General features: G+C 64.7%; 16 protein-coding genes and 1 tRNA gene. 5 read left to right on the plus strand and 12 right to left on the minus strand.

The window, feature by feature from the left end:
- Window positions 1-4: 4 nt before the first annotated feature.
- Window positions 5-982, plus strand: coding sequence for a glycosyltransferase family 2 protein (locus ASE85_RS10500; RefSeq protein WP_056687539.1), 978 nt, complete (start codon window positions 5-7; stop codon window positions 980-982).
- Here the strand turns inward: ASE85_RS10500 and ASE85_RS10505 are convergent.
- The 8 genes from ASE85_RS10505 to ASE85_RS10540 all read right to left on the minus strand — a co-directional run bounded on the left by ASE85_RS10505 (window position 979) and on the right by ASE85_RS10540 (window position 9,809).
- Entirely contained in the window at window positions 979-2,472 is a 1,494-nt protein-coding gene (locus tag ASE85_RS10505) for a hypothetical protein (protein WP_056687541.1), read from the minus strand. The genes ASE85_RS10500 and ASE85_RS10505 overlap by 4 nt on opposite strands.
- A gap of 95 nt (window positions 2,473-2,567) precedes the next feature.
- Entirely contained in the window at window positions 2,568-2,822 is a 255-nt protein-coding gene (locus ASE85_RS10510; protein WP_056687543.1) for an ATP synthase F1 subunit epsilon, read from the minus strand.
- A gap of 155 nt (window positions 2,823-2,977) precedes the next feature.
- Window positions 2,978-4,423: a F0F1 ATP synthase subunit beta gene (atpD, locus tag ASE85_RS10515; protein ID WP_056687544.1), complete on the minus strand. Its 1,446-nt coding sequence runs from the start codon at window positions 4,421-4,423 to the stop codon at window positions 2,978-2,980.
- 21 nt (window positions 4,424-4,444) lie between these two features.
- Complete coding sequence (locus tag ASE85_RS10520; protein ID WP_056687546.1) at window positions 4,445-5,329, minus strand: F0F1 ATP synthase subunit gamma; 885 nt, start codon at window positions 5,327-5,329, stop codon at window positions 4,445-4,447.
- A gap of 3 nt (window positions 5,330-5,332) precedes the next feature.
- Entirely contained in the window at window positions 5,333-5,959 is a 627-nt protein-coding gene (locus tag ASE85_RS10525; RefSeq protein ID WP_056687548.1) for a LysE family translocator, read from the minus strand.
- Window positions 5,960-5,965: 6 nt separating this feature from the next.
- The gene (gene atpA, locus ASE85_RS10530; RefSeq protein ID WP_056687550.1) at window positions 5,966-7,495 is read right to left on the minus strand and encodes a F0F1 ATP synthase subunit alpha; all 1,530 of its coding nucleotides are present in this window, start codon (window positions 7,493-7,495) and stop codon (window positions 5,966-5,968) included.
- A gap of 3 nt (window positions 7,496-7,498) precedes the next feature.
- A complete protein-coding gene (locus ASE85_RS10535; RefSeq protein WP_056687552.1) occupies window positions 7,499-8,053 on the minus strand; it encodes a F0F1 ATP synthase subunit delta in 555 nt (184 codons plus the stop codon).
- A gap of 184 nt (window positions 8,054-8,237) precedes the next feature.
- Window positions 8,238-9,809 carry a S1C family serine protease gene (locus ASE85_RS10540; RefSeq protein WP_056688672.1) on the minus strand — a complete coding sequence of 524 codons (1,572 nt, stop codon included), beginning with the start codon at window positions 9,807-9,809 and terminating at the stop codon, window positions 8,238-8,240.
- Window positions 9,810-9,924: 115 nt separating this feature from the next.
- On the opposite strand from ASE85_RS10540, the gene ASE85_RS10545 reads away from it, so the two are divergent.
- Window positions 9,925-10,989 carry a bifunctional transcriptional activator/DNA repair enzyme AdaA gene (locus tag ASE85_RS10545; protein WP_056688674.1) on the plus strand — a complete coding sequence of 355 codons (1,065 nt, stop codon included), beginning with the start codon at window positions 9,925-9,927 and terminating at the stop codon, window positions 10,987-10,989.
- A gap of 76 nt (window positions 10,990-11,065) precedes the next feature.
- Window positions 11,066-12,577 (plus strand): hypothetical protein, encoded by a 1,512-nt coding sequence (locus ASE85_RS10550; protein WP_056687555.1) that lies wholly within the window; start codon window positions 11,066-11,068, stop codon window positions 12,575-12,577.
- On the opposite strand, the gene ASE85_RS22390 is transcribed toward ASE85_RS10550, so the two are convergent.
- From ASE85_RS22390 to ASE85_RS10560, 3 genes are read right to left on the minus strand one after another with little or no spacing between them, the layout of a single operon-like run.
- Entirely contained in the window at window positions 12,498-12,773 is a 276-nt protein-coding gene (locus ASE85_RS22390; RefSeq protein ID WP_327196616.1) for a DUF1289 domain-containing protein, read from the minus strand. The two genes, ASE85_RS10550 and ASE85_RS22390, sit on opposite strands and share 80 nt — an antisense overlap.
- Complete coding sequence (locus ASE85_RS10555; protein ID WP_056687557.1) at window positions 12,701-14,872, minus strand: primosomal protein N'; 2,172 nt, start codon at window positions 14,870-14,872, stop codon at window positions 12,701-12,703. Before ASE85_RS10555 ends, ASE85_RS22390 begins: the two co-directional genes overlap by 73 nt.
- A gap of 47 nt (window positions 14,873-14,919) precedes the next feature.
- A complete protein-coding gene (locus tag ASE85_RS10560; RefSeq protein ID WP_056687559.1) occupies window positions 14,920-15,582 on the minus strand; it encodes a DUF2490 domain-containing protein in 663 nt (220 codons plus the stop codon).
- Between the two features lie 130 nt (window positions 15,583-15,712).
- Here ASE85_RS10560 and fsa point away from each other — a divergent pair, with 130 nt between their 5' ends.
- A complete protein-coding gene (gene fsa, locus ASE85_RS10565; protein WP_056687561.1) occupies window positions 15,713-16,366 on the plus strand; it encodes a fructose-6-phosphate aldolase in 654 nt (217 codons plus the stop codon).
- Window positions 16,367-16,468: 102 nt separating this feature from the next.
- Complete coding sequence (locus ASE85_RS10570) at window positions 16,469-16,801, plus strand: antibiotic biosynthesis monooxygenase family protein (protein WP_056687563.1); 333 nt, start codon at window positions 16,469-16,471, stop codon at window positions 16,799-16,801.
- Window positions 16,802-16,898: 97 nt separating this feature from the next.
- Here ASE85_RS10570 and ASE85_RS10575 read toward each other — a convergent pair.
- Window positions 16,899-16,975, minus strand: a tRNA-Arg gene (locus ASE85_RS10575).
- Window positions 16,976-16,990: the final 15 nt, after the last annotated feature.

A 16,990-nucleotide genomic window follows, 5' to 3' on the forward strand; every position in this document is an offset into this window, starting at 1 on the left:
CGCGATGCCGACCCTGTCGATCGTCATTCCGGTCTATAATGAACAGGATGCCATATCCCTGTTCCTCGACGCCGCGCGCCCGGCCGTGGCGCAGGCGCTGGCGCTGGTCGGGCCGGATGCGCGCGCCGAATATCTGTTCGTGGACGATGGCAGTTCCGACCGCACCGGCGACATCGTGGCGATCCTCGCCCGGCTGAATCCGGATGTGCGCTGCCTGTCCCTCTCGCGCAATTTCGGCAAGGAAGCGGCACTGGCGGCCGGTATCGATCATGCGCTGGGCGACGCGGTGATCCCGATCGACGTCGATCTGCAAGATCCGCCGGCGGTCATCATCGACATGGTCCGCGCCTGGCTGGGCGGGGCGCAGGTGGTCAATGCCCGCCGCACCGACCGGTCGAGCGATAGCTGGTTCAAGCGGTGGAGCGCACATGGCTTCTATCGCCTGCTCAATCGCCTGTCCGACTATCCGATCCCGGAAAATGTCGGTGATTTTCGCCTGCTCGACCGACAGGCGGTGGATGTCATCAAGCAACTGGGCGAGCAGGCGCGTTTCAACAAGGGGCTGTTCTCATGGATCGGCTTCCGTGTCGCTACGGTCGACTATGTCCGTGCCGCGCGCGGGGCGGGGACGACCAAATGGCGGCTGGGCAAGCTCTGGTCGCTGGCGATCGACGGTATCACGGCGTCGACCACCATGCCGCTGCGTATCTGGTCCTATGTCGGTGGGGGCATCGCGCTACTTGCCTTCGCCTACGCGGCCTTCCTGATCGTGCGGACGCTTGTGACGGGCGTCGACGTGCCGGGCTATGCGTCGATCATGGTCGCGGTGCTGGCGCTGGGCGGGCTCAACCTGCTCAGCCTTGGCATCATCGGCGAATATCTCGGCCGGGTGGCGCGCGAAGTGCGCCAACGGCCGCTCTATGTGCTGGCCGGCAAGACCGAGGCGCAGCCCGCGCCGACTGTCGAACGGCTCCGCGCCTAAATCAGCTTCTCGTTCGGATGATACCAGTGGCCGTCCCAGCATGTCGCGGGTTCGGCTGGGCTGACGCGCGTAGGATCGGCGGGCCGGACCAGCGCGGGCATGTCCGGCAAGGGCGCAAGATAGGAGCCTTTGGGCTGGAAGCCGAAACTCTGGTCCCATGCCTTGAAGAAACTGCACCGGACCTGCGGCGCGGGCGGATGGGCGAAGGCGCGGCGGATCTCGTACAGGCCAGTGATGCTGCCGATCAGCAACGGCACGATCAGCCATATGCGGCTGCGCGGTTCGTGGATCAGCGCGTCGGCGACCATCACTGCCAATAGGGTGAGCGCGCTGACCGACGCGCGCATCATGAAGTCGATCGACCAGCCCACCTGAACGAAGGGAATGGCGAGCAGCCACAGCGTCAGCAGCGCCAGCGTGTCGCGGCCAAGGCGCGGGTGCCGGACGATCAGGGCCAGCGGCGCGACATAGACCAGCACCTCCAGCAGTTCGAACAATCCCCATTGCAGCGGCGCGACCGTCATCAGCCTAGCCCCCACGCCGTCATTGGCGGCGCCCAGATAGAGCAGTCCGGGGATGCAAAGCAGGGTAGCCAGCGCCGGAAGGGCGATGTCCATGACCCGCAACTGACGACGGAGCACCGTCTGCACGCCGGCCAGCGCGACGAAGGGCACCGCCCCCATCAGCCCCAGTGGCGAGAGCAAGGCAGTCAGCGGCAGCAGCGCCAGCACCGCGCCCAGCGGCGTCTTCCCCGCGCGCCAGAGTAGATAGGCCAGCGCCCCGATCCAGCCCGACAGCGCATGTTGCGGTACCCAGAAGGCGAGCGTGATGGTGGAGCTATATTGGAGATAGGCCCAGTTTTCGAGATGGTCGGACAGGCCGCCGCGAAACAGGATGCGGCCCAGTGCATCCAGCCCGGAAAAGCCGATCACCACAGCCAGCGCCACCAGCCGGTGCCGCCGGCTGTCGAACAATGTCGATCCCAGCGCCAGCACACTGCCCAGCATCAGGCTGTTCTGGACCAGCAGCGCGATGTCGCCCGCGCGCGCACCCAGCGTCTTGGCGGCGAGGGCAGGGACCAGGAACATGCCAATGGGCGCACGCAGCACATCGGGCGTGGCGCGGGCGGTGTAGACGAAGGGCCAGGGGTTTACGACCATGTCGCGCATCGCGGCCAGCCGCACCTGCCAGTCGATATTGGCGTAGAAGACGCGCCCCTCGCCACCCAGCAGCAGCAGGATCAGCGCAACGCCGATGCAGACCAGCAAAGTGGCGGGACGGGGTCCGACGAAGCCGCGCGTCGCCCGGACGATCAGCACGCAAAGCCCGGCGAGTATCGCTGCGCCCAGCCCATAGGCCCAGAGCGGCATGACGTCGAGGAAGCGCCACAGCAGCAACTGGTCCGCGCCCAACCACGCCGCGAGGAAAGCCAGCAAGGCCCCGCCGGGCAACGGGCGGGCGAGCGGGGGAAGGGGGGCTGACGAAGTCATGGCGCCAGCGTCATGGCAAAGAAAAAGGGGCGCGGAAAGCGCCCCCTGTCCAATTCATGCTGTCCGACGGGATCGCCCTGACGGACCGGTCGCCTTCAGCCGGCTTTCTCAGCCAGGACCGTCAGGCCCTTTTCATTCACTTCGGCAAAGCCACCCTCGACCGGAATGACTTCCGGCGCGGCGCCCGCGCTGCTGAATATCTGGATATTGCCGTCGCGCACGGTCGACATGAAGGGGGCATGGCCCTCCAGCACGCCGAAGTCGCCGTCGGTGCCGGGAACGACCACCTGATAAACCTCTTCGGAGCGAACGAGCTTTTCCGGGGTCACGAGTTCGAAATGCAGTGCCATCAAATAAACTCCCCCCTCCCTTTCAAGGGAGGGGCCGGGGGTGGGTGCGATTGCGCAGCAATCGCCTGCAACCTTTCGGGATAGGTTGCCGGTTCGCTCTGCTCACCACCCATCCCACCCCCTCCCTTCGAAGGGAGGGGGTATTTCCGTTCAGCTTACGCCGCTTCGGCCGCCAGCTTCTTGGCCTTCTCGACGGCTTCGTCGATGCCGCCGACCATGTAGAAGGCGTTTTCGGGCAGATGGTCATATTCGCCATCGACCACGGCCTTGAACGACTTCACCGTGTCTTCGATCTGGACGAACTTGCCGCTGATGCCGGTGAAGACTTCGGCGACGTGGAAGGGCTGCGACAGGAACTTCTGGATCTTGCGGGCGCGGGCGACCGTGACCTTGTCCTCTTCCGACAGCTCGTCCATGCCCAGAATGGCGATGATGTCCTGAAGCGACTTGTACTTCTGGAGGATCGACTGGACGGCGCGGGCGGTGTCGTAATGTTCCTGACCCACGGTGCGCGGCTCCAGGACGCGGCTGGTCGAATCCAGCGGATCGACCGCGGGATAGATGCCCAGTTCCGAAATGGCGCGGTTGAGAACCGTCGTCGCGTCAAGATGCGCGAAGCTGGTTGCCGGCGCCGGATCGGTAAGATCGTCCGCGGGAACATATACGGCCTGCACCGAGGTGATCGAACCCTTGTTGGTCGACGTGATGCGTTCCTGCAACTGGCCCATATCGGTCGACAGGGTCGGCTGATAGCCCACGGCCGAAGGAATACGACCCAGCAGAGCCGACACTTCCGCGCCTGCCTGCGTGAAGCGGAAGATGTTGTCGACGAAGAACAGCACGTCCTGATTTTCGACGTCGCGGAAATATTCGGCGATGGTCAGGCCCGACAGGGCGACGCGCGCACGGGCGCCCGGCGGCTCGTTCATCTGGCCGTATACCAGCGCAACCTTCGACCCTTCGCTGATCGCGTTGCCGTCGGCATCCTTGGCGATGACGCCGGCGTCGAGGAATTCGTGATACAGATCGTTGCCTTCGCGGGTGCGTTCACCCACGCCGGCGAAGACCGAAGTGCCACCATGGCCCTTGGCGATGTTGTTGATCAGTTCCTGAATAAGAACCGTCTTGCCGACGCCCGCGCCGCCGAACAGGCCGATCTTGCCGCCCTTGGCATAAGGGGCCAGAAGGTCGATGACCTTGATGCCGGTGACCAGGATGCTGCTTTCGGTCGACTGATCGACGAATTCAGGAGCCTTGGCGTGGATCGGCGAGCGCATCTCGGTCAACACCGGGCCGCGCTCGTCGATCGGCTCACCGACGACGTTCAGGATGCGGCCGAGCGTAGCCGGGCCGACGGGGACGCTGATCTGCGCACCGGTGTCGGTGACGTCCTGACCGCGGGTCAGGCCCTCGGTCGAGTCCATCGCGATGGTGCGGACGGTGTTTTCACCCAGATGCTGGGCGACTTCCAGCACCAGACGCTGGCCGTTGTTGCTGGTCTCCAGCGCCGAAAGGATCGACGGGAGCGCATCCGGGAAGGTCACGTCGACGACGGCGCCGATGATCTGCGAAATGCGGCCTACATTATTGGTGGTTGCCATGACTACTGTCCTTGCCTGCACTTAAAGGGCTTCGGCGCCCGAGATGATTTCAACGAGTTCGGTGGTGATCGCGGCCTGACGACCACGGTTATACTGGATGTTCAGCTTGTTGATGAGGTCGCCGGCGTTGCGGGTCGCATTGTCCATGGCGGTCATCGACGCGCCCTGTTCCGATGCGTTGTTTTCCAGCAGCGCCTTGAACAGCTGCACCGTGATGTTGCGCGGCAGCAGGTCGTCCAGGATCGCTTCCTCGCTCGGCTCATATTCCACCGTCGCGGCGATCGCATTGCGATCGGCGTCGGCCGGGATCTTCACCGGAATGATCTGCTGTTCGGTCGGTATCTGGGCGAGAGCCGACTTGAAGCGCGAATAGAACAGGTGCGCGATGTCGAACTTGCCGTTCAAATACATGTCGGTCAGTTCGTGCGCCACTGCCTGCGCCTGGGCGAAGCCCGGCTCCTTGGTGCCGGTCGTGTCATAATGGGCGACGATCTGGCCGGGGAAGGTGCGGTTGATGACCGGACGGCCCTTGCGGCCGATCAGGTAGAACTGGACCTTCTTGCCGGCGTCTTCCAGCTCGCGCGCCTTGACGATCGCTGCCTTGACGATGTTGGCGTTGAACGCGCCGGCCAGGCCACGGTCGGAGTTTGCGACGACCAGCAGATGGACCTCGTCCTTGCCGGTGCCGGCGAGCAGCGGGGACGCGCCTTCGCCCGAACCGCCGGCGATCTTCGACGCGAGGCTGGCGACGACCGCTTCCAGACGGCTGCTATAGGGGCGGGCGGCTTCCGCGGCGGCCTGCGCCTTGCGCAGTTTCGCAGCGGCGACCATCTGCTTGGCCTTGGTGATCTTCTGCGTCGACTTCACCGAGTCGCGGCGGATCTTCAGTTCTTTGAGACTGGGCATAATTCAAATATTCCGCGCAAGGGCCAGGCGGCCCGCTAGACCAAAGAAACCGACGCCCATGGCGCCTTCGAACCAGCGCATCGCGCTGCTTTGACCGACCTTGCGGCCTGCCTTCACCGCGAGCGCCGCAAGCAAGGCGCACCAGAAAAAGCCCAGCGCATAGACGATCGCGATCAGCAACATGCCCTGCCACGGCGCATCCGGGCCGGTGCCGACGAACTGCGGCAGTGCGGCCAGGAAGAAGATCGCGACCTTCGGGTTCAGCACGGTGCTGATGAAACCCTGCATGAAGGGCGATCCGCCGATGCGGACTTTCGCTTCTGCCGATACCGGCGCAGCTTTGATCGCGCCGCGCAGCAAGCCGATGCCCATCCAGGCAAGGTAGAGCGCCCCGGCGATCTTCACCGCCATGAACAGCCCCGGCACCGCGTTCAGTACACTAAGGAAGCCGAAGCCGCACAGCAGCATGTAGAACAGGCCGCCCAACTGGATGCCGCCGATCGCCGCCATCCCCGCCTTCAGCCCACGGCGCGCTGCGTGACCGGCCACCAACATGGTGTCCGGTCCCGGCAACAGCACCAGACCGATCGACATCACGGTCCAGGCAAGAAGGGATTGGGCGGTCAGCATTGTCGCTTAGGCGAAGGTCTTGCCGAACGAGTCCAGCGCAGCCTTGAGCTTGCCCTTGGCGTCGTCGCCCAGATCCTTGCTGTCGCGGATGGCGGTCAGCACGTCGGGGTGGTCGTGACGCAGATAGGCGAGCATCAGTTCTTCGTAACGGGTCACATCCTTGACCGCCACGCTGTCAAGATAGCCGTTGGTGCCCGCAAAGATCGACGCGGTCTGCTCCTCGAACGGCAGCGGCGAGAACTGGCCCTGCTTGAGCAGCTCGGTCAGGCGCGCCCCACGGTTCAGCAGCTTCTGGGTCGAAGCGTCGAGGTCCGAACCGAACTGGGCGAAGGCGGCCATTTCGCGATACTGTGCCAGCTCCAGCTTGATCGAGCCGGACACTTTCTTCATCGCCTTGGTCTGCGCGGCGGAACCGACGCGCGACACCGAAAGGCCCACGTTGATGGCCGGACGGATGCCCTGATAGAAGAGGTTGGTTTCCAGGAAGATCTGGCCGTCGGTGATCGAGATCACGTTGGTCGGGATGTAGGCCGACACGTCGCCCGCCTGCGTCTCGATGATCGGCAGCGCGGTCAGCGACCCGGAACCGTTTTCCTTGTTCATCTTGGCCGCGCGCTCCAGCAGGCGGCTGTGCAGATAGAACACGTCGCCCGGATAGGCTTCGCGGCCCGGAGGACGGCGCAGCAGCAGCGACATCTGGCGATAGGCCACGGCCTGCTTCGACAGATCGTCATACACGATCACGGCGTGCATGCCGTTGTCGCGGAAATATTCGCCCATGGTCACGCCGGTATAAGGCGCGAGATACTGGAGCGGCGCGGGTTCCGAAGCGGTCGCGGCGACGACGATGGAATATTCCATCGCGCCATTTTCTTCGAGCTGCTTGACGATCTGCGCGACGGTCGAGCGCTTCTGGCCGATAGCGACGTAGATGCAGTAGAGCTTCTTGCTCTCGTCATCGCCCGCGTTCGCGGTCTTCTGGTTGATGAAGGTGTCGATCGCCACGGCGGTCTTGCCGGTCTGACGATCGCCGATGATCAGTTCGCGCTGGCCACGGCCGACGGGGACCAGCGTGTCGATGGCCTTGAGGCCGGTCTGCACAGGTTCATGGACCGAGGTGCGCGGGATGATGCCGGGCGCCTTGCGCTCGACGCGCATGCGGGTGTCGGACACGATCGGCCCCTTGCCGTCGATCGGGTTGCCCAGACCGTCCACGACGCGGCCCAGCAGGCCCTTGCCGACGGGAACGTCCACGATGGTGCCGGTGCGCTTGACGACATCGCCTTCCTTGATTTCGGCGTCGGAGCCGAAAATCACGACGCCGACATTGTCGGCTTCCAGGTTCAGCGCCATGCCCTGCACGCCATTGGCGAACTCGACCATTTCGCCCGCCTGGACGTTGTCGAGGCCATGGACGCGGGCGATGCCGTCACCCACGGTCAGTACGGAACCGACTTCGCTGACCTGCGCTTCGGTGCCGAAATTGGCGATCTGGTCCTTGATGACCTTCGAAATTTCTGCGGCGTTGATATCCATGACTTAGCCTTTCATGGCCTGTGCGAGCGTATTCAAACGGGTGCGGATGGAGCTGTCGATCATCTGGCTGCCGATCTTGACGACCAGCCCGCCCAGGATCGCAGGATCGACCTTCGCGTCGAGCGTGACGGTGCGACCGACGCGCGCTTTCAAGCTCTGCGTCAGAGCGGCGATCTGGGTTTCGGTCAACGGGTGGGCGCTCGTCACTTCGGCGCGGGCTTCACCCTTGTGATTCGACAGCAGCGTTTCATAGGCACGGATGACGGCGGGCAACTGGCTCAGGCGACGATTCTGCGCGAGCACGCCCAGAAATTTCGTCGTCAGTGCGTCGGTACCCATGGAGGATGCGACGGCGGCGATCGTCTTGCCTGCTGCGTCCCGGCTCAACACCGGGCTGTTGATGAGTCCCTTGAAATCGGGGGATTGCGCAATAGCTTGCTTCAACCCGGCCAGGCTGTCCGCCACCGTGTCGAGCGATTGTGCGTCGCGAGCCAAGTCGAACAGCGCCACCGCGTAGCGGCCGCTGAGACTGGCCTGTATGCCGCTGTTAATCTCCACGCGCCTGCCGTCCTCCGTGATTTGCGGGTCATGCAAAAAGAGGGCGCGGTCTGATCCCGTCCCGAGCCCCTGTTGCCGGGCCGGTTAGCAGTGCGATTATGACTATGCAAGTCATGTGACGCGATTCCATCGATAGTGCGAAAAACGCCCTATTTGACTGAGTATTTCCACTGCGACGAATCGGTCAATCGGCAGGATCGGTCGGGGCAAGCCGTCCCTTCTGGCAATGATAGATGATCCGCTCGTTGGGTTGGGCCGGAAGCAACGTTGTCATGTCGCTCTGGAGCGTCGCGATCCGTGACAGCAGTTCGGAGTTGCTGCCGCAACCCTTGATCGGCCCCTTGCCCGGACCCTCCTTCAACAGGGCGCGTGCCTTGTCCATCGTGTCGAGGTCGGGCAGCCAGCGCTGCACGCGCAGCGTGCCGGTGGCCGGGTCGAACTGGCTGCTGGTCACATAATTGGCTTCGTCGGGCACGGTGGCCCGCTGCCAGACCGTGCCTGACGCGACATATTGGGTGTCGCCGTTGACGCATCCGCCATCGGCCCAGTTCAGCCCGATATCATTGGGCTGCGACACGGTCAGGCGACTGCGGGCCAGATCCACCTTGCAGACATTTTCGCCGGTCCAGGCGAAGGCGCCGTTGCCGACCACATTCTTGTCCTCCGGCAATTTCACCCGTTCATCGACGCTGGAAAAGCTGGGGCGCAGGAAGAAAAGGCCCAGCGCCGCCAGCAGCGCAACGCCGCCGCCGGCCAGGAACCAGGTGGACTTGCGTTCCTTGCCCTGGCTGTAGAACAGCCCGCCGGCCCCCAGGCCCAGCACGGCGAGCGCCAGCAGAACGGCCGCGCCGGCCATGGCGTTTTCCCGCGCGGTGATGACGTCACGCTCGGCCGCGTCGCGGGCGCGGGCGACTGCCTGCTCGCGGGCATCGGCGCTGGCGCGGCTCTTCTGCTCGGTCATCTGCGATTCGCGCTGGGTAATGCTGGCATCGGCCGCATCCGCTTCGGCCATCGACCGGCAGGGGACGACGCTATGCAACGACGACACGCCTGCCTGCCGCAGGAAGGACGCGACCTCCCGCCAGGACACGGCAAAGCCGAACTCCGCGTCATTGCCGTCCGACACGGAGCCGAAGCTGTTGACGCCCAGCACCCGGCCGCAGTCGTCGGCGAGCGGCCCGCCACTATTGCCGGCCGCCAGCGGGGCGGTATGCAGGATCGTGTCGAAGCTCTGGCTGGCGCGGCCGGAGGAGATATTGCCGCTGGTCTTCACCGTGGCGAGCGGTTGCACCAGTTGCTTGAGCCCCAGGCCCTGCGCCCGGTCGACCGTGCCGGGATAGCCGATCGCGGTGACATGCTGGCCATCGGTCACTGCGCCGGCATAGAAGGTGGACACCGGCAGGCGCCCTTCCTCCAACTGGATCAGGGCCAGGTCGTTGCCCGGCGAATAGGCGATGATTCGCCCGCCATAGGTCTTCGTGCCCTCTGAAGGGATCACCCCGATGACGAGATTTTTCTCCTCGCGCGCCAGCTCCACCACATGGGCGTTGGTCAGCACCTTGTCCGGCGCCACCGCAAAGCCGCTGCCATGGCCGACGAAATAGGCGTCCGACCCGTCGGTCGCAACCAGCGCGACGCGCACCACCCCGCGCGCGGCGGCGGCGATGTCCTGCTGTTCGGCATGGAGAGACACAGGCGCCAACAGCGCGAGCGTGAAGCCAAGGATCGGGGCGAAGCGGCGGGGGAGGGCGGTCATGGTTGCGCGCATCAATATTGCATGGCGCGCGCGGCGCAATGTGGAAAAAGATGAAATGCTTTGAACGCAAGGCGCGGGAAGCATGGCGACGGGCGATCATCTACCCCATATCGTCATGAACCAGATGACTCGCCTTGCGCCTTCTCCCCTGCCGGGCATGCCCGACCCGGATGCCTGCTGGGATGCTTTCCTGCGTCGCGACCGGGCGTTGGACGGCCTGTTCGTCGGCTGCGTCCTCACCACGGGCATCTATTGCAAGCCCAGTTGCGCCGCGCGGCATCCGAATCGGGAGAATATGCACTTCCTGCCCGATCCCGCCGCGGCGCGGGCGGCGGGTTTCCGCGCCTGCCTGCGCTGCCGCCCGGACGAGGTCGGGCGGGACCGGATCGCGGTGGAAAGGGCGATCGCCTTCATCGAGGCGGCGGAGGATATGCCGCTGCTGGAGGCGATTGCCGCCCATGCCGGTTATGCCCCCCATCATTTTCATCGCCTGTTCAAACGGGAAACGGGGCTGACCCCGGCCGCCTATGCGCGTGGAGTGCGCGCGGCGCGGCTCAAGGAGGCTCTTGGGCGCGAGAACAGCGTGACGGCCGCCATCTACGAGGCGGGCTATAACGCCCCCAGCCGCGCCTATGCCGATGCGCAGGCTCATCTGGGGATGACGCCGACGGCATGGAAGACAGGCGGGCGCGGAGCCACGATCCGCTGGCGCACGGTGGAGAGCAGTCTGGGGCCGATGCTGGTGGCCGCGACGGACAAGGGGCTGTGCCGCATCAGCTTTGGCGAGGGCGGCGAGGCGTTGCATGCCCGCTTCCCGCATGCCGACCTGCAACCCGCCGATGCGGCGCTGGACGCGATGGCGGCGCGGGTCGCGGCGCTGGTCGATGACCCGGCGGCCGGCGCCGATTTGCCGACAGACATTGCCGGCACGGCTTTCCAGCAGGCGATATGGGCCGCCCTGCGCGCCATCCCGCCGGGGCAGACGCGCAGCTATGGGGATGTCGCGCGTGCGATCGGCCGTCCCGGCGCGGTCCGCGCGGCGGGCACGGCCTGTGGCGACAATGGTCTTGCAGTCCTCATTCCCTGCCACCGTGTGGTGCGCAGCGATGGCAGCATGGGCGGCTATGCCTGGGGACTGGACAAGAAACGGGCGCTGCTTGCCAAGGAAAAAGGCAAGTAACGGGAAAATTGCATCTTTTCATCCACGCGGCACTCCTTCACCCTGTCATCAAGGTCTTTGGGGAAAGAGTGGATCAATGCGATTCTGGATGAGGGCGCTGGCCGGGTTGGGGCTGGCCATGACGGGCATGGGCACGGCGCAAGCCGCATGGTGGCAGGCGCAGACGCAGCATTTCACCGTCTATAGCGAGGGCAGGGACGAAACGCTGCGCGGCTTTGCCGAGCGGCTGGAGAAGTTCGACTATCTCCTGCGTCGCCTGACCGGCGTGACCAGCCCGGACAAGGGCAGTCCGGTGAAGGTCTATCTCCTGTCCAGCGAAGCCAAGGTGAAGGAACTGGCCCGCAATCCCAACATCGCCGGCTATTATACGACATCCGATCGTACGGCTTACGCCTTCCTCGCGCGTGGCGCGAAGACCGGCAAGTTCGACATGGGCGCCGAAGAGGTGCTGTTCCACGAATATACCCACCATTTCATGCTGCACCATTTCCCGGCCGCCTATCCGGCCTGGTATGTGGAGGGGTTCGCCGAATTTTTCTCGGTCGTCGATTTCCCCAAGGATGGATCGATCCATTTCGCCAAGGTGCCGATGGGCCGGGTTCCAGGTCTGGTGCTGGGCCAGCCCTATCCGCTTGCCCAGTTGCTGTCACGCACGACCGATGGCCTGAATCTCAAGGATGGCGATCGCTATTATGGCACGGCCTGGTTGCTGACCCATTATTATTTCCAGAACAAGAATGGCTATACGACGGGGATGACCCGCTATCTCAACGATCTGGCGCAGGGGAAGCCGGACGTACAGGTCGACAGCTATTTCGAAGGCGGGCTGGGTGGGCTGGAGAAGGAACTCAAGGCCTATATGCGCAAGCGCCTCTCCATGTCGGTGCTGAAGCCGCAGGAGATGAATATCGGCGCGATCACGGTCGTTCCGGTCGATCCGGCGCAGGCGGCTCTGATCGAGGATGAACTGCACCTCATCCACCGGCCGCAACAGGATGAGATACCGGCTCTGGTCACGTCCATCCGCGCGACTGCCGCCAAATATCCCGACAGCGCCTACGCGCTCGCGCTGCTGGCAGAGGCGGAATGGGAAGCCGAGCAGGCGGACGCGGCGCTGACCGATGCCGATCGGGCGATCGCGATCGACCCCAAATCCGCGCGCGCCTATGCGGTCCGCGCCGAAGCCTTGCTGGCCCGCGCACAGGACAGCGACAAGGCAGAGGATTGGAAGGCGGCGCTGACCTCCATCGTCCGCGCCAACCGCGCCGATACGGAAGATCCCGTGCCGCTCGCGCTGTTCTACCGCTATCATGCGATGCGCGGGGGCAAGATGCCCGATATCGGCTATGACGGCCTATACAAGGCGTTCAGCCTGCTGCCGCAAAATCCCAACTATCGTTTCCAGATCGCGCAGGCGATGGCCTATCGCGGCGAATATGAATCCGCGTCGATCATGCTTGATCCGATCGCCTTTTCACCGCACGGATCGGACATGCGACAAGCCGCGATCAGGATGAAGGCGGGCTATGACGCGCAGGCGGCGGAGAAGAAAGCCGCTCCGGCTGGAAATCCTTTACCCGCGTCATGATCGTGGCCCGTCGCGCATCGCCCAGGCTGCGCCAGTGGACGATCTCCTCGATCGTCCGGCCGCATCCGGTGCAATAACGCCGGTCGCGGTCGAGGGCGCACAGGTTGCGGCAGGGGCTGTCCATCACATGAAACTGTAGGGGTCGACGTCCACCGCGACGCGCGTGCCTGACTTCCACGCCAGGTTGCCCAGCCATTCGCGGATCGCCGCCTGGATATCCACCTGTCGCGTGGCATGGACCAGCAGCCGGTGGCGGTGTCGGCCACGCAGGACGGACAGCGGCGCAGGGGCGGGGCCATAGACGCGCATCCCCTCGATCACCGGGGCGGACTTGCCGATCAGCCGTGCGGTTTGCACCGCCTCGTCCGCATCCTCGCTCGATATGATGATCGCGGCGAACCGGCCGAAGGGCGGGGCGTTGGCCCGCCGCCTGTTCTCCGTCTCGACCGCATAGAAACGCTCGGTATCGCCCTCGATCAGCGACTGGATCACCTCGCTGCCCGGCATGCGCGTCTGGATATAGACCTTGCCCGGCTTCTCGCCACGCCCGGCGCGGCCGGCCACCTGCACGATCTGCTGGAATGTCCGCTCAGCCGCGCGCAGGTCGCCCCCCTCCAGCCCAAGGTCCGCGTCGATCACGCCCACCAGTGTCAGGTTGGGGAAATGATAGCCCTTTGTGACCAACTGCGTGCCCACGATGATATCGACATCGCCTGCCTCCACCGACTTCACGAAATCGGCGGCGCGGGCCGGGGACCAGAGCGTGTCGGACGTGGCGAGCGCGATGCGCGCCTGCGGCCACAGCGCCTTCACCTCGTCCGCGATCCGCTCGACACCCGGACCACAGGCGACCAGGCTGTCCTCCTCCTTGCACTCCGGGCAGCGGCGCGGAGCCGGGATCACATGGCCGCAATGATGGCAGGCCAGGCGATGGGTCAGCCGATGTTCGACCATCCAGGCGGTGCAATTGGGGCATTGGAACCGGTATCCGCAATGGCGGCACAGGGTCAGCGGCGCATAGCCGCGCCGGTTGAGGAAGAGCAGGCTCTGCTCCCCCTTCGCCATCACCTCGTCCATCGCCTTCACCAGCGGAGGCGCGATCCATCGGCCGCGCTCGGGCGGATCGGTCAGCAGGTTGACGCCCTCGATCCGCGGCATCTCCGCCCCGCCATAGCGCGAGGGCAGCTTGATCTCGGCATAGCGGCCCAACTCCACCTGATGCCGCGTCTCGATGGCGGGCGTAGCGGACGCCAGAATGACCGGAAATTTCTCGATCAGGCCCCGCATCACCGCCACGTCGCGGGCATGATAATGGACGCCATCCTCCTGCTTGAAGCTGGCCTCATGCGCCTCGTCCACCACGATCAGGCCCAGATTGGGATAGGGCAGGAACAGCGCCGACCGCGCGCCGACCACCACCTGCGCCTGACCCGAAGCGATGGCGCGCCAGGCCCGCCGCCGTTCGCTCTGGCGCAACCCGCTATGCCAGTTGACCGGCACGGTGCCGAACCGCTTTTCGAACCGCTCCAGAAAGGGTTCGGTCAGCGCGATTTCGGGCAGCAGCACCAGCACCTGCCGGTCGGCGCGGATCGCGGCGGCGATCGCCTCGAAATAGACCTCCGTCTTGCCGGAGCCGGTGACGCCATCCAGCAGGAAGGGCGCGAAGTCATGCGCCCGCACGGCGTCGGCCATCTGTTCCGCTGCGCTCGTTTGCGCCTCCGACAGCACGGGCTGCGCATGGGCCGGATCGGGCATGGGGAAGGGCGTATCGACGCTCACCTCGACCGGCTCGAAGATATCCTGTTTGATGAGGCCGCGGATCACCGCGTCGCTCACCCCGCCGATCATCGCCAGTTCGCGGATCAACCCCTGTCGATCGCCGATCCGCTCCAATGCTTGCGCCCGCTGCTCGGTCATCCGGTCGGGCACGGCCCCGGTGGCGCGATATTCGATCACGGTCCGTGCACCCTCCAGCGCCGCCATGGAGGATAGCGCCATGCGCAGCACGGCGGCCGGGGGCGCCATATAATAGTCCGCCGTCCATTCGATCAGCCGCCGCAGCGTTTCGGGCAAAGGCGGGGCATCCACCACGTCGATCAGGTTGCGCAGCCGATTGTCGCCGACCGTCTCGCTATCGGGGAAACTATCCTCTTCCCACACCACGCCGATCAACTGGCGCGGCCCCAGCGGGGCGACGACGATGCTGCCGGGCTTCACGCTCATGCCATGCGGCACGCGATAGTCGAGCGGCCCCAGGGCGGCGTTCAGGATCAGGACACGGGCGCGAGACGACATGGCCCTAGTCCTTAAAGCGCTGGACGCGGGGCGCAATGGCTTGCTGCCTACAGTCGCCAGCTCAGCGTCAGCCACGGGATGTGCGACACGACATCAGGCCGGCCATCGCGGAAATTCTGCTGCCGCATATAGAGCAATTGGGCATCGATCGCCTTGGCGACCGGATGGCGCAGGCCGATCTGATGGCGCATCATGGCAAGGCCGGTCTTGTCGCCCGGCCGGGCGCGATTGAGGTGAAAGAAGAGTTCGGTTGCGGCGATGACCGTCCATTGCTTTGCCCGGTCGATCGGCACGGATGCCTGTATCCGCTGCCGCAGCCGCCAGCCTGGATCGTTCGCCGTACTGAAGAATCGCTGTTCGATCCGGGTGCGGCTCAGCCAGATGCCCCTGGTGACGATCGCCTGCTGGAACAGGCGCAATTCCTTGTCCGTCTCGCTTTCCAGATAGGCGATGCCGCCGCCCAGTTGCAGATGGGGGGCAACCGCATGGTCCAGCCCGATCCGCGCGACGAATTGCTCGCCGCCACTATCGGCGTCGGACCGCAGGCGCTGGCTCGAATCGACGGTGACGATGTCGGTCGGGCTTATCCTGATGGTTGCCAGTTCGGTCAGCCAGGCTTGGCTTTCCTCGGTCGCGGCCCGCGCCTGGCAGGCGAAGGACAGGGTCAGGCAAAGCCCCGCGATCAGGCGGGCGCGGCGCAAACGGGGCATGTCTGGTCCTTTGGAAAGGTGCGCGCGCCTTAATCGCAGCGTGCGCCAGATGCAAATCGCCGCGTCCGACATGGCGAATCCCGCCCGCAACCGCTAAAGGGGCGCGATTCGAACCTCCCCGGAGCATCCCATGAAATTCTTCGTCGATACTGCCGACACCGCCGACATCCGCGATCTGGCCGCCACCGGCCTGCTGGACGGCGTCACCACCAACCCGTCCTTGATCCACAAGTCGGGCCGCAAGTTCCTGGAAGTGGTGGAAGAAATCTGCGGCATCGTCGATGGCCCGGTATCCGCCGAGGTCGTCGCGCTCGACCATGAGACGATGATGAAGGAAGCCGAAGTGCTGCGCAAGATCGCGGACAATGTCTGCATCAAGGTGCCGCTGACCATCGACGGTCTCAAGACCTGCAAGGCGCTGACTGACGAAGGTACGCTGGTCAACGTCACCCTCTGCTTCTCGGCGAATCAGGCGCTGCTCGCGGCCAAGGCCGGCGCCAGCTTCATCTCGCCTTTCGTCGGCCGTCATGACGACAATGGCTTCGACGGTATGGCCCTGATCGGCGATATCCGCCTGATCTACGACAATTATGGCTTCGACACCGAAATCCTGGTCGCGTCGGTACGCCATCCGATCCATGTGCTGGAAAGCGCCCGCATCGGCGCCGACGTGATGACCGCGCCGCCCGCCGTCATCCGTATGCTGTCCAAGCATGTGCTGACCGACAAGGGCCTGGAAGGCTTTGCCGCCGATTGGGCGAAGACCGGCCAGACGATTCTGTAATGTCATTATGCCGGCTCTCCCGCGCTTTTGGGAGGGCCGGCAAGACTATTGGAACCCTCGCCCGATCCGGCTCATTCTCCTTGAAAGGCAAGGAGAGAGTCGATGTTCGTCGCAGTCTATTGGTGGCGGGTTCATCCCGGCAAGGAAGAGCAGTTCCGCACCGCCTGGTGTCGCGGTACCGACCTCATCCGCGAAAAATATGGCAGCTACGGCTCCCGCCTGCATCGCGATGCCGATGGCCGTTTCGTCGGCTATGCCGAATGGCCGGACGAGGCGACATGGCGTGCGGCATTCGATCGGAAGATGGTCTATGATGAACCCGCAACCCGCGCCGCCTTTGTCGATGCCGTCGCGGAAGTGCCGGCGGACGCCGACCCGATCTTCACCATGACGGTGATCGATGACCTGCTGACACGCAATGAAGGAAAGGCTTGATGAGAGATCCTGACAAACCGGACTTGGGCTTTCTCGCCTTCGCCTTCATGCTGACGCTGTTCGGCCTGGCGATGCTGATCTTCAACTTCTGATTCGGTGGCGACCCCGGCAGGATTCGAACCTGCGACCATTCGCTTAGAAGGCGAATGCTCTATCCAACTGAGCTACGGGGCCGTGCGCGTGCCGCGA

It is taken from the genome of Sphingobium sp. Leaf26, from assembly GCF_001421665.1.
Classification (GTDB): Bacteria; Pseudomonadota; Alphaproteobacteria; order Sphingomonadales; family Sphingomonadaceae; genus Sphingobium.

What these genes read in the sequence shown, in the direction of transcription:
- atpD (WP_056687544.1), bottom strand. Translation starts at nt 4,423, where the DNA reads ATGGCAACCACCAATAATGTAGGCCGCATTTCGCAGATCATCGGCGCC.
- ASE85_RS10560 (WP_056687559.1), bottom strand. Translation starts at nt 15,582, where the DNA reads ATGCCCCGTTTGCGCCGCGCCCGCCTGATCGCGGGGCTTTGCCTGACC.
- ASE85_RS10505 (WP_056687541.1), bottom strand. Translation starts at nt 2,472, where the DNA reads ATGACTTCGTCAGCCCCCCTTCCCCCGCTCGCCCGCCCGTTGCCCGGC.
- ASE85_RS10555 (WP_056687557.1), bottom strand. Translation starts at nt 14,872, where the DNA reads ATGTCGTCTCGCGCCCGTGTCCTGATCCTGAACGCCGCCCTGGGGCCG.
- ASE85_RS22390 (WP_327196616.1), bottom strand. Translation starts at nt 12,773, where the DNA reads ATGGCTGGGCAACCTGGCGTGGAAGTCAGGCACGCGCGTCGCGGTGGA.
- ASE85_RS10540 (WP_056688672.1), bottom strand. Translation starts at nt 9,809, where the DNA reads ATGACCGCCCTCCCCCGCCGCTTCGCCCCGATCCTTGGCTTCACGCTC.
- fsa (WP_056687561.1), top strand. Translation starts at nt 15,713, where the DNA reads ATGAAATTCTTCGTCGATACTGCCGACACCGCCGACATCCGCGATCTG.
- ASE85_RS10525 (WP_056687548.1), bottom strand. Translation starts at nt 5,959, where the DNA reads ATGCTGACCGCCCAATCCCTTCTTGCCTGGACCGTGATGTCGATCGGT.
- ASE85_RS10510 (WP_056687543.1), bottom strand. Translation starts at nt 2,822, where the DNA reads ATGGCACTGCATTTCGAACTCGTGACCCCGGAAAAGCTCGTTCGCTCC.
- ASE85_RS10500 (WP_056687539.1), top strand. Translation starts at nt 5, where the DNA reads ATGCCGACCCTGTCGATCGTCATTCCGGTCTATAATGAACAGGATGCC.
- ASE85_RS10545 (WP_056688674.1), top strand. Translation starts at nt 9,925, where the DNA reads ATGAACCAGATGACTCGCCTTGCGCCTTCTCCCCTGCCGGGCATGCCC.
- ASE85_RS10570 (WP_056687563.1), top strand. Translation starts at nt 16,469, where the DNA reads ATGTTCGTCGCAGTCTATTGGTGGCGGGTTCATCCCGGCAAGGAAGAG.
- atpA (WP_056687550.1), bottom strand. Translation starts at nt 7,495, where the DNA reads ATGGATATCAACGCCGCAGAAATTTCGAAGGTCATCAAGGACCAGATC.
- ASE85_RS10520 (WP_056687546.1), bottom strand. Translation starts at nt 5,329, where the DNA reads ATGCCCAGTCTCAAAGAACTGAAGATCCGCCGCGACTCGGTGAAGTCG.
- ASE85_RS10550 (WP_056687555.1), top strand. Translation starts at nt 11,066, where the DNA reads ATGCGATTCTGGATGAGGGCGCTGGCCGGGTTGGGGCTGGCCATGACG.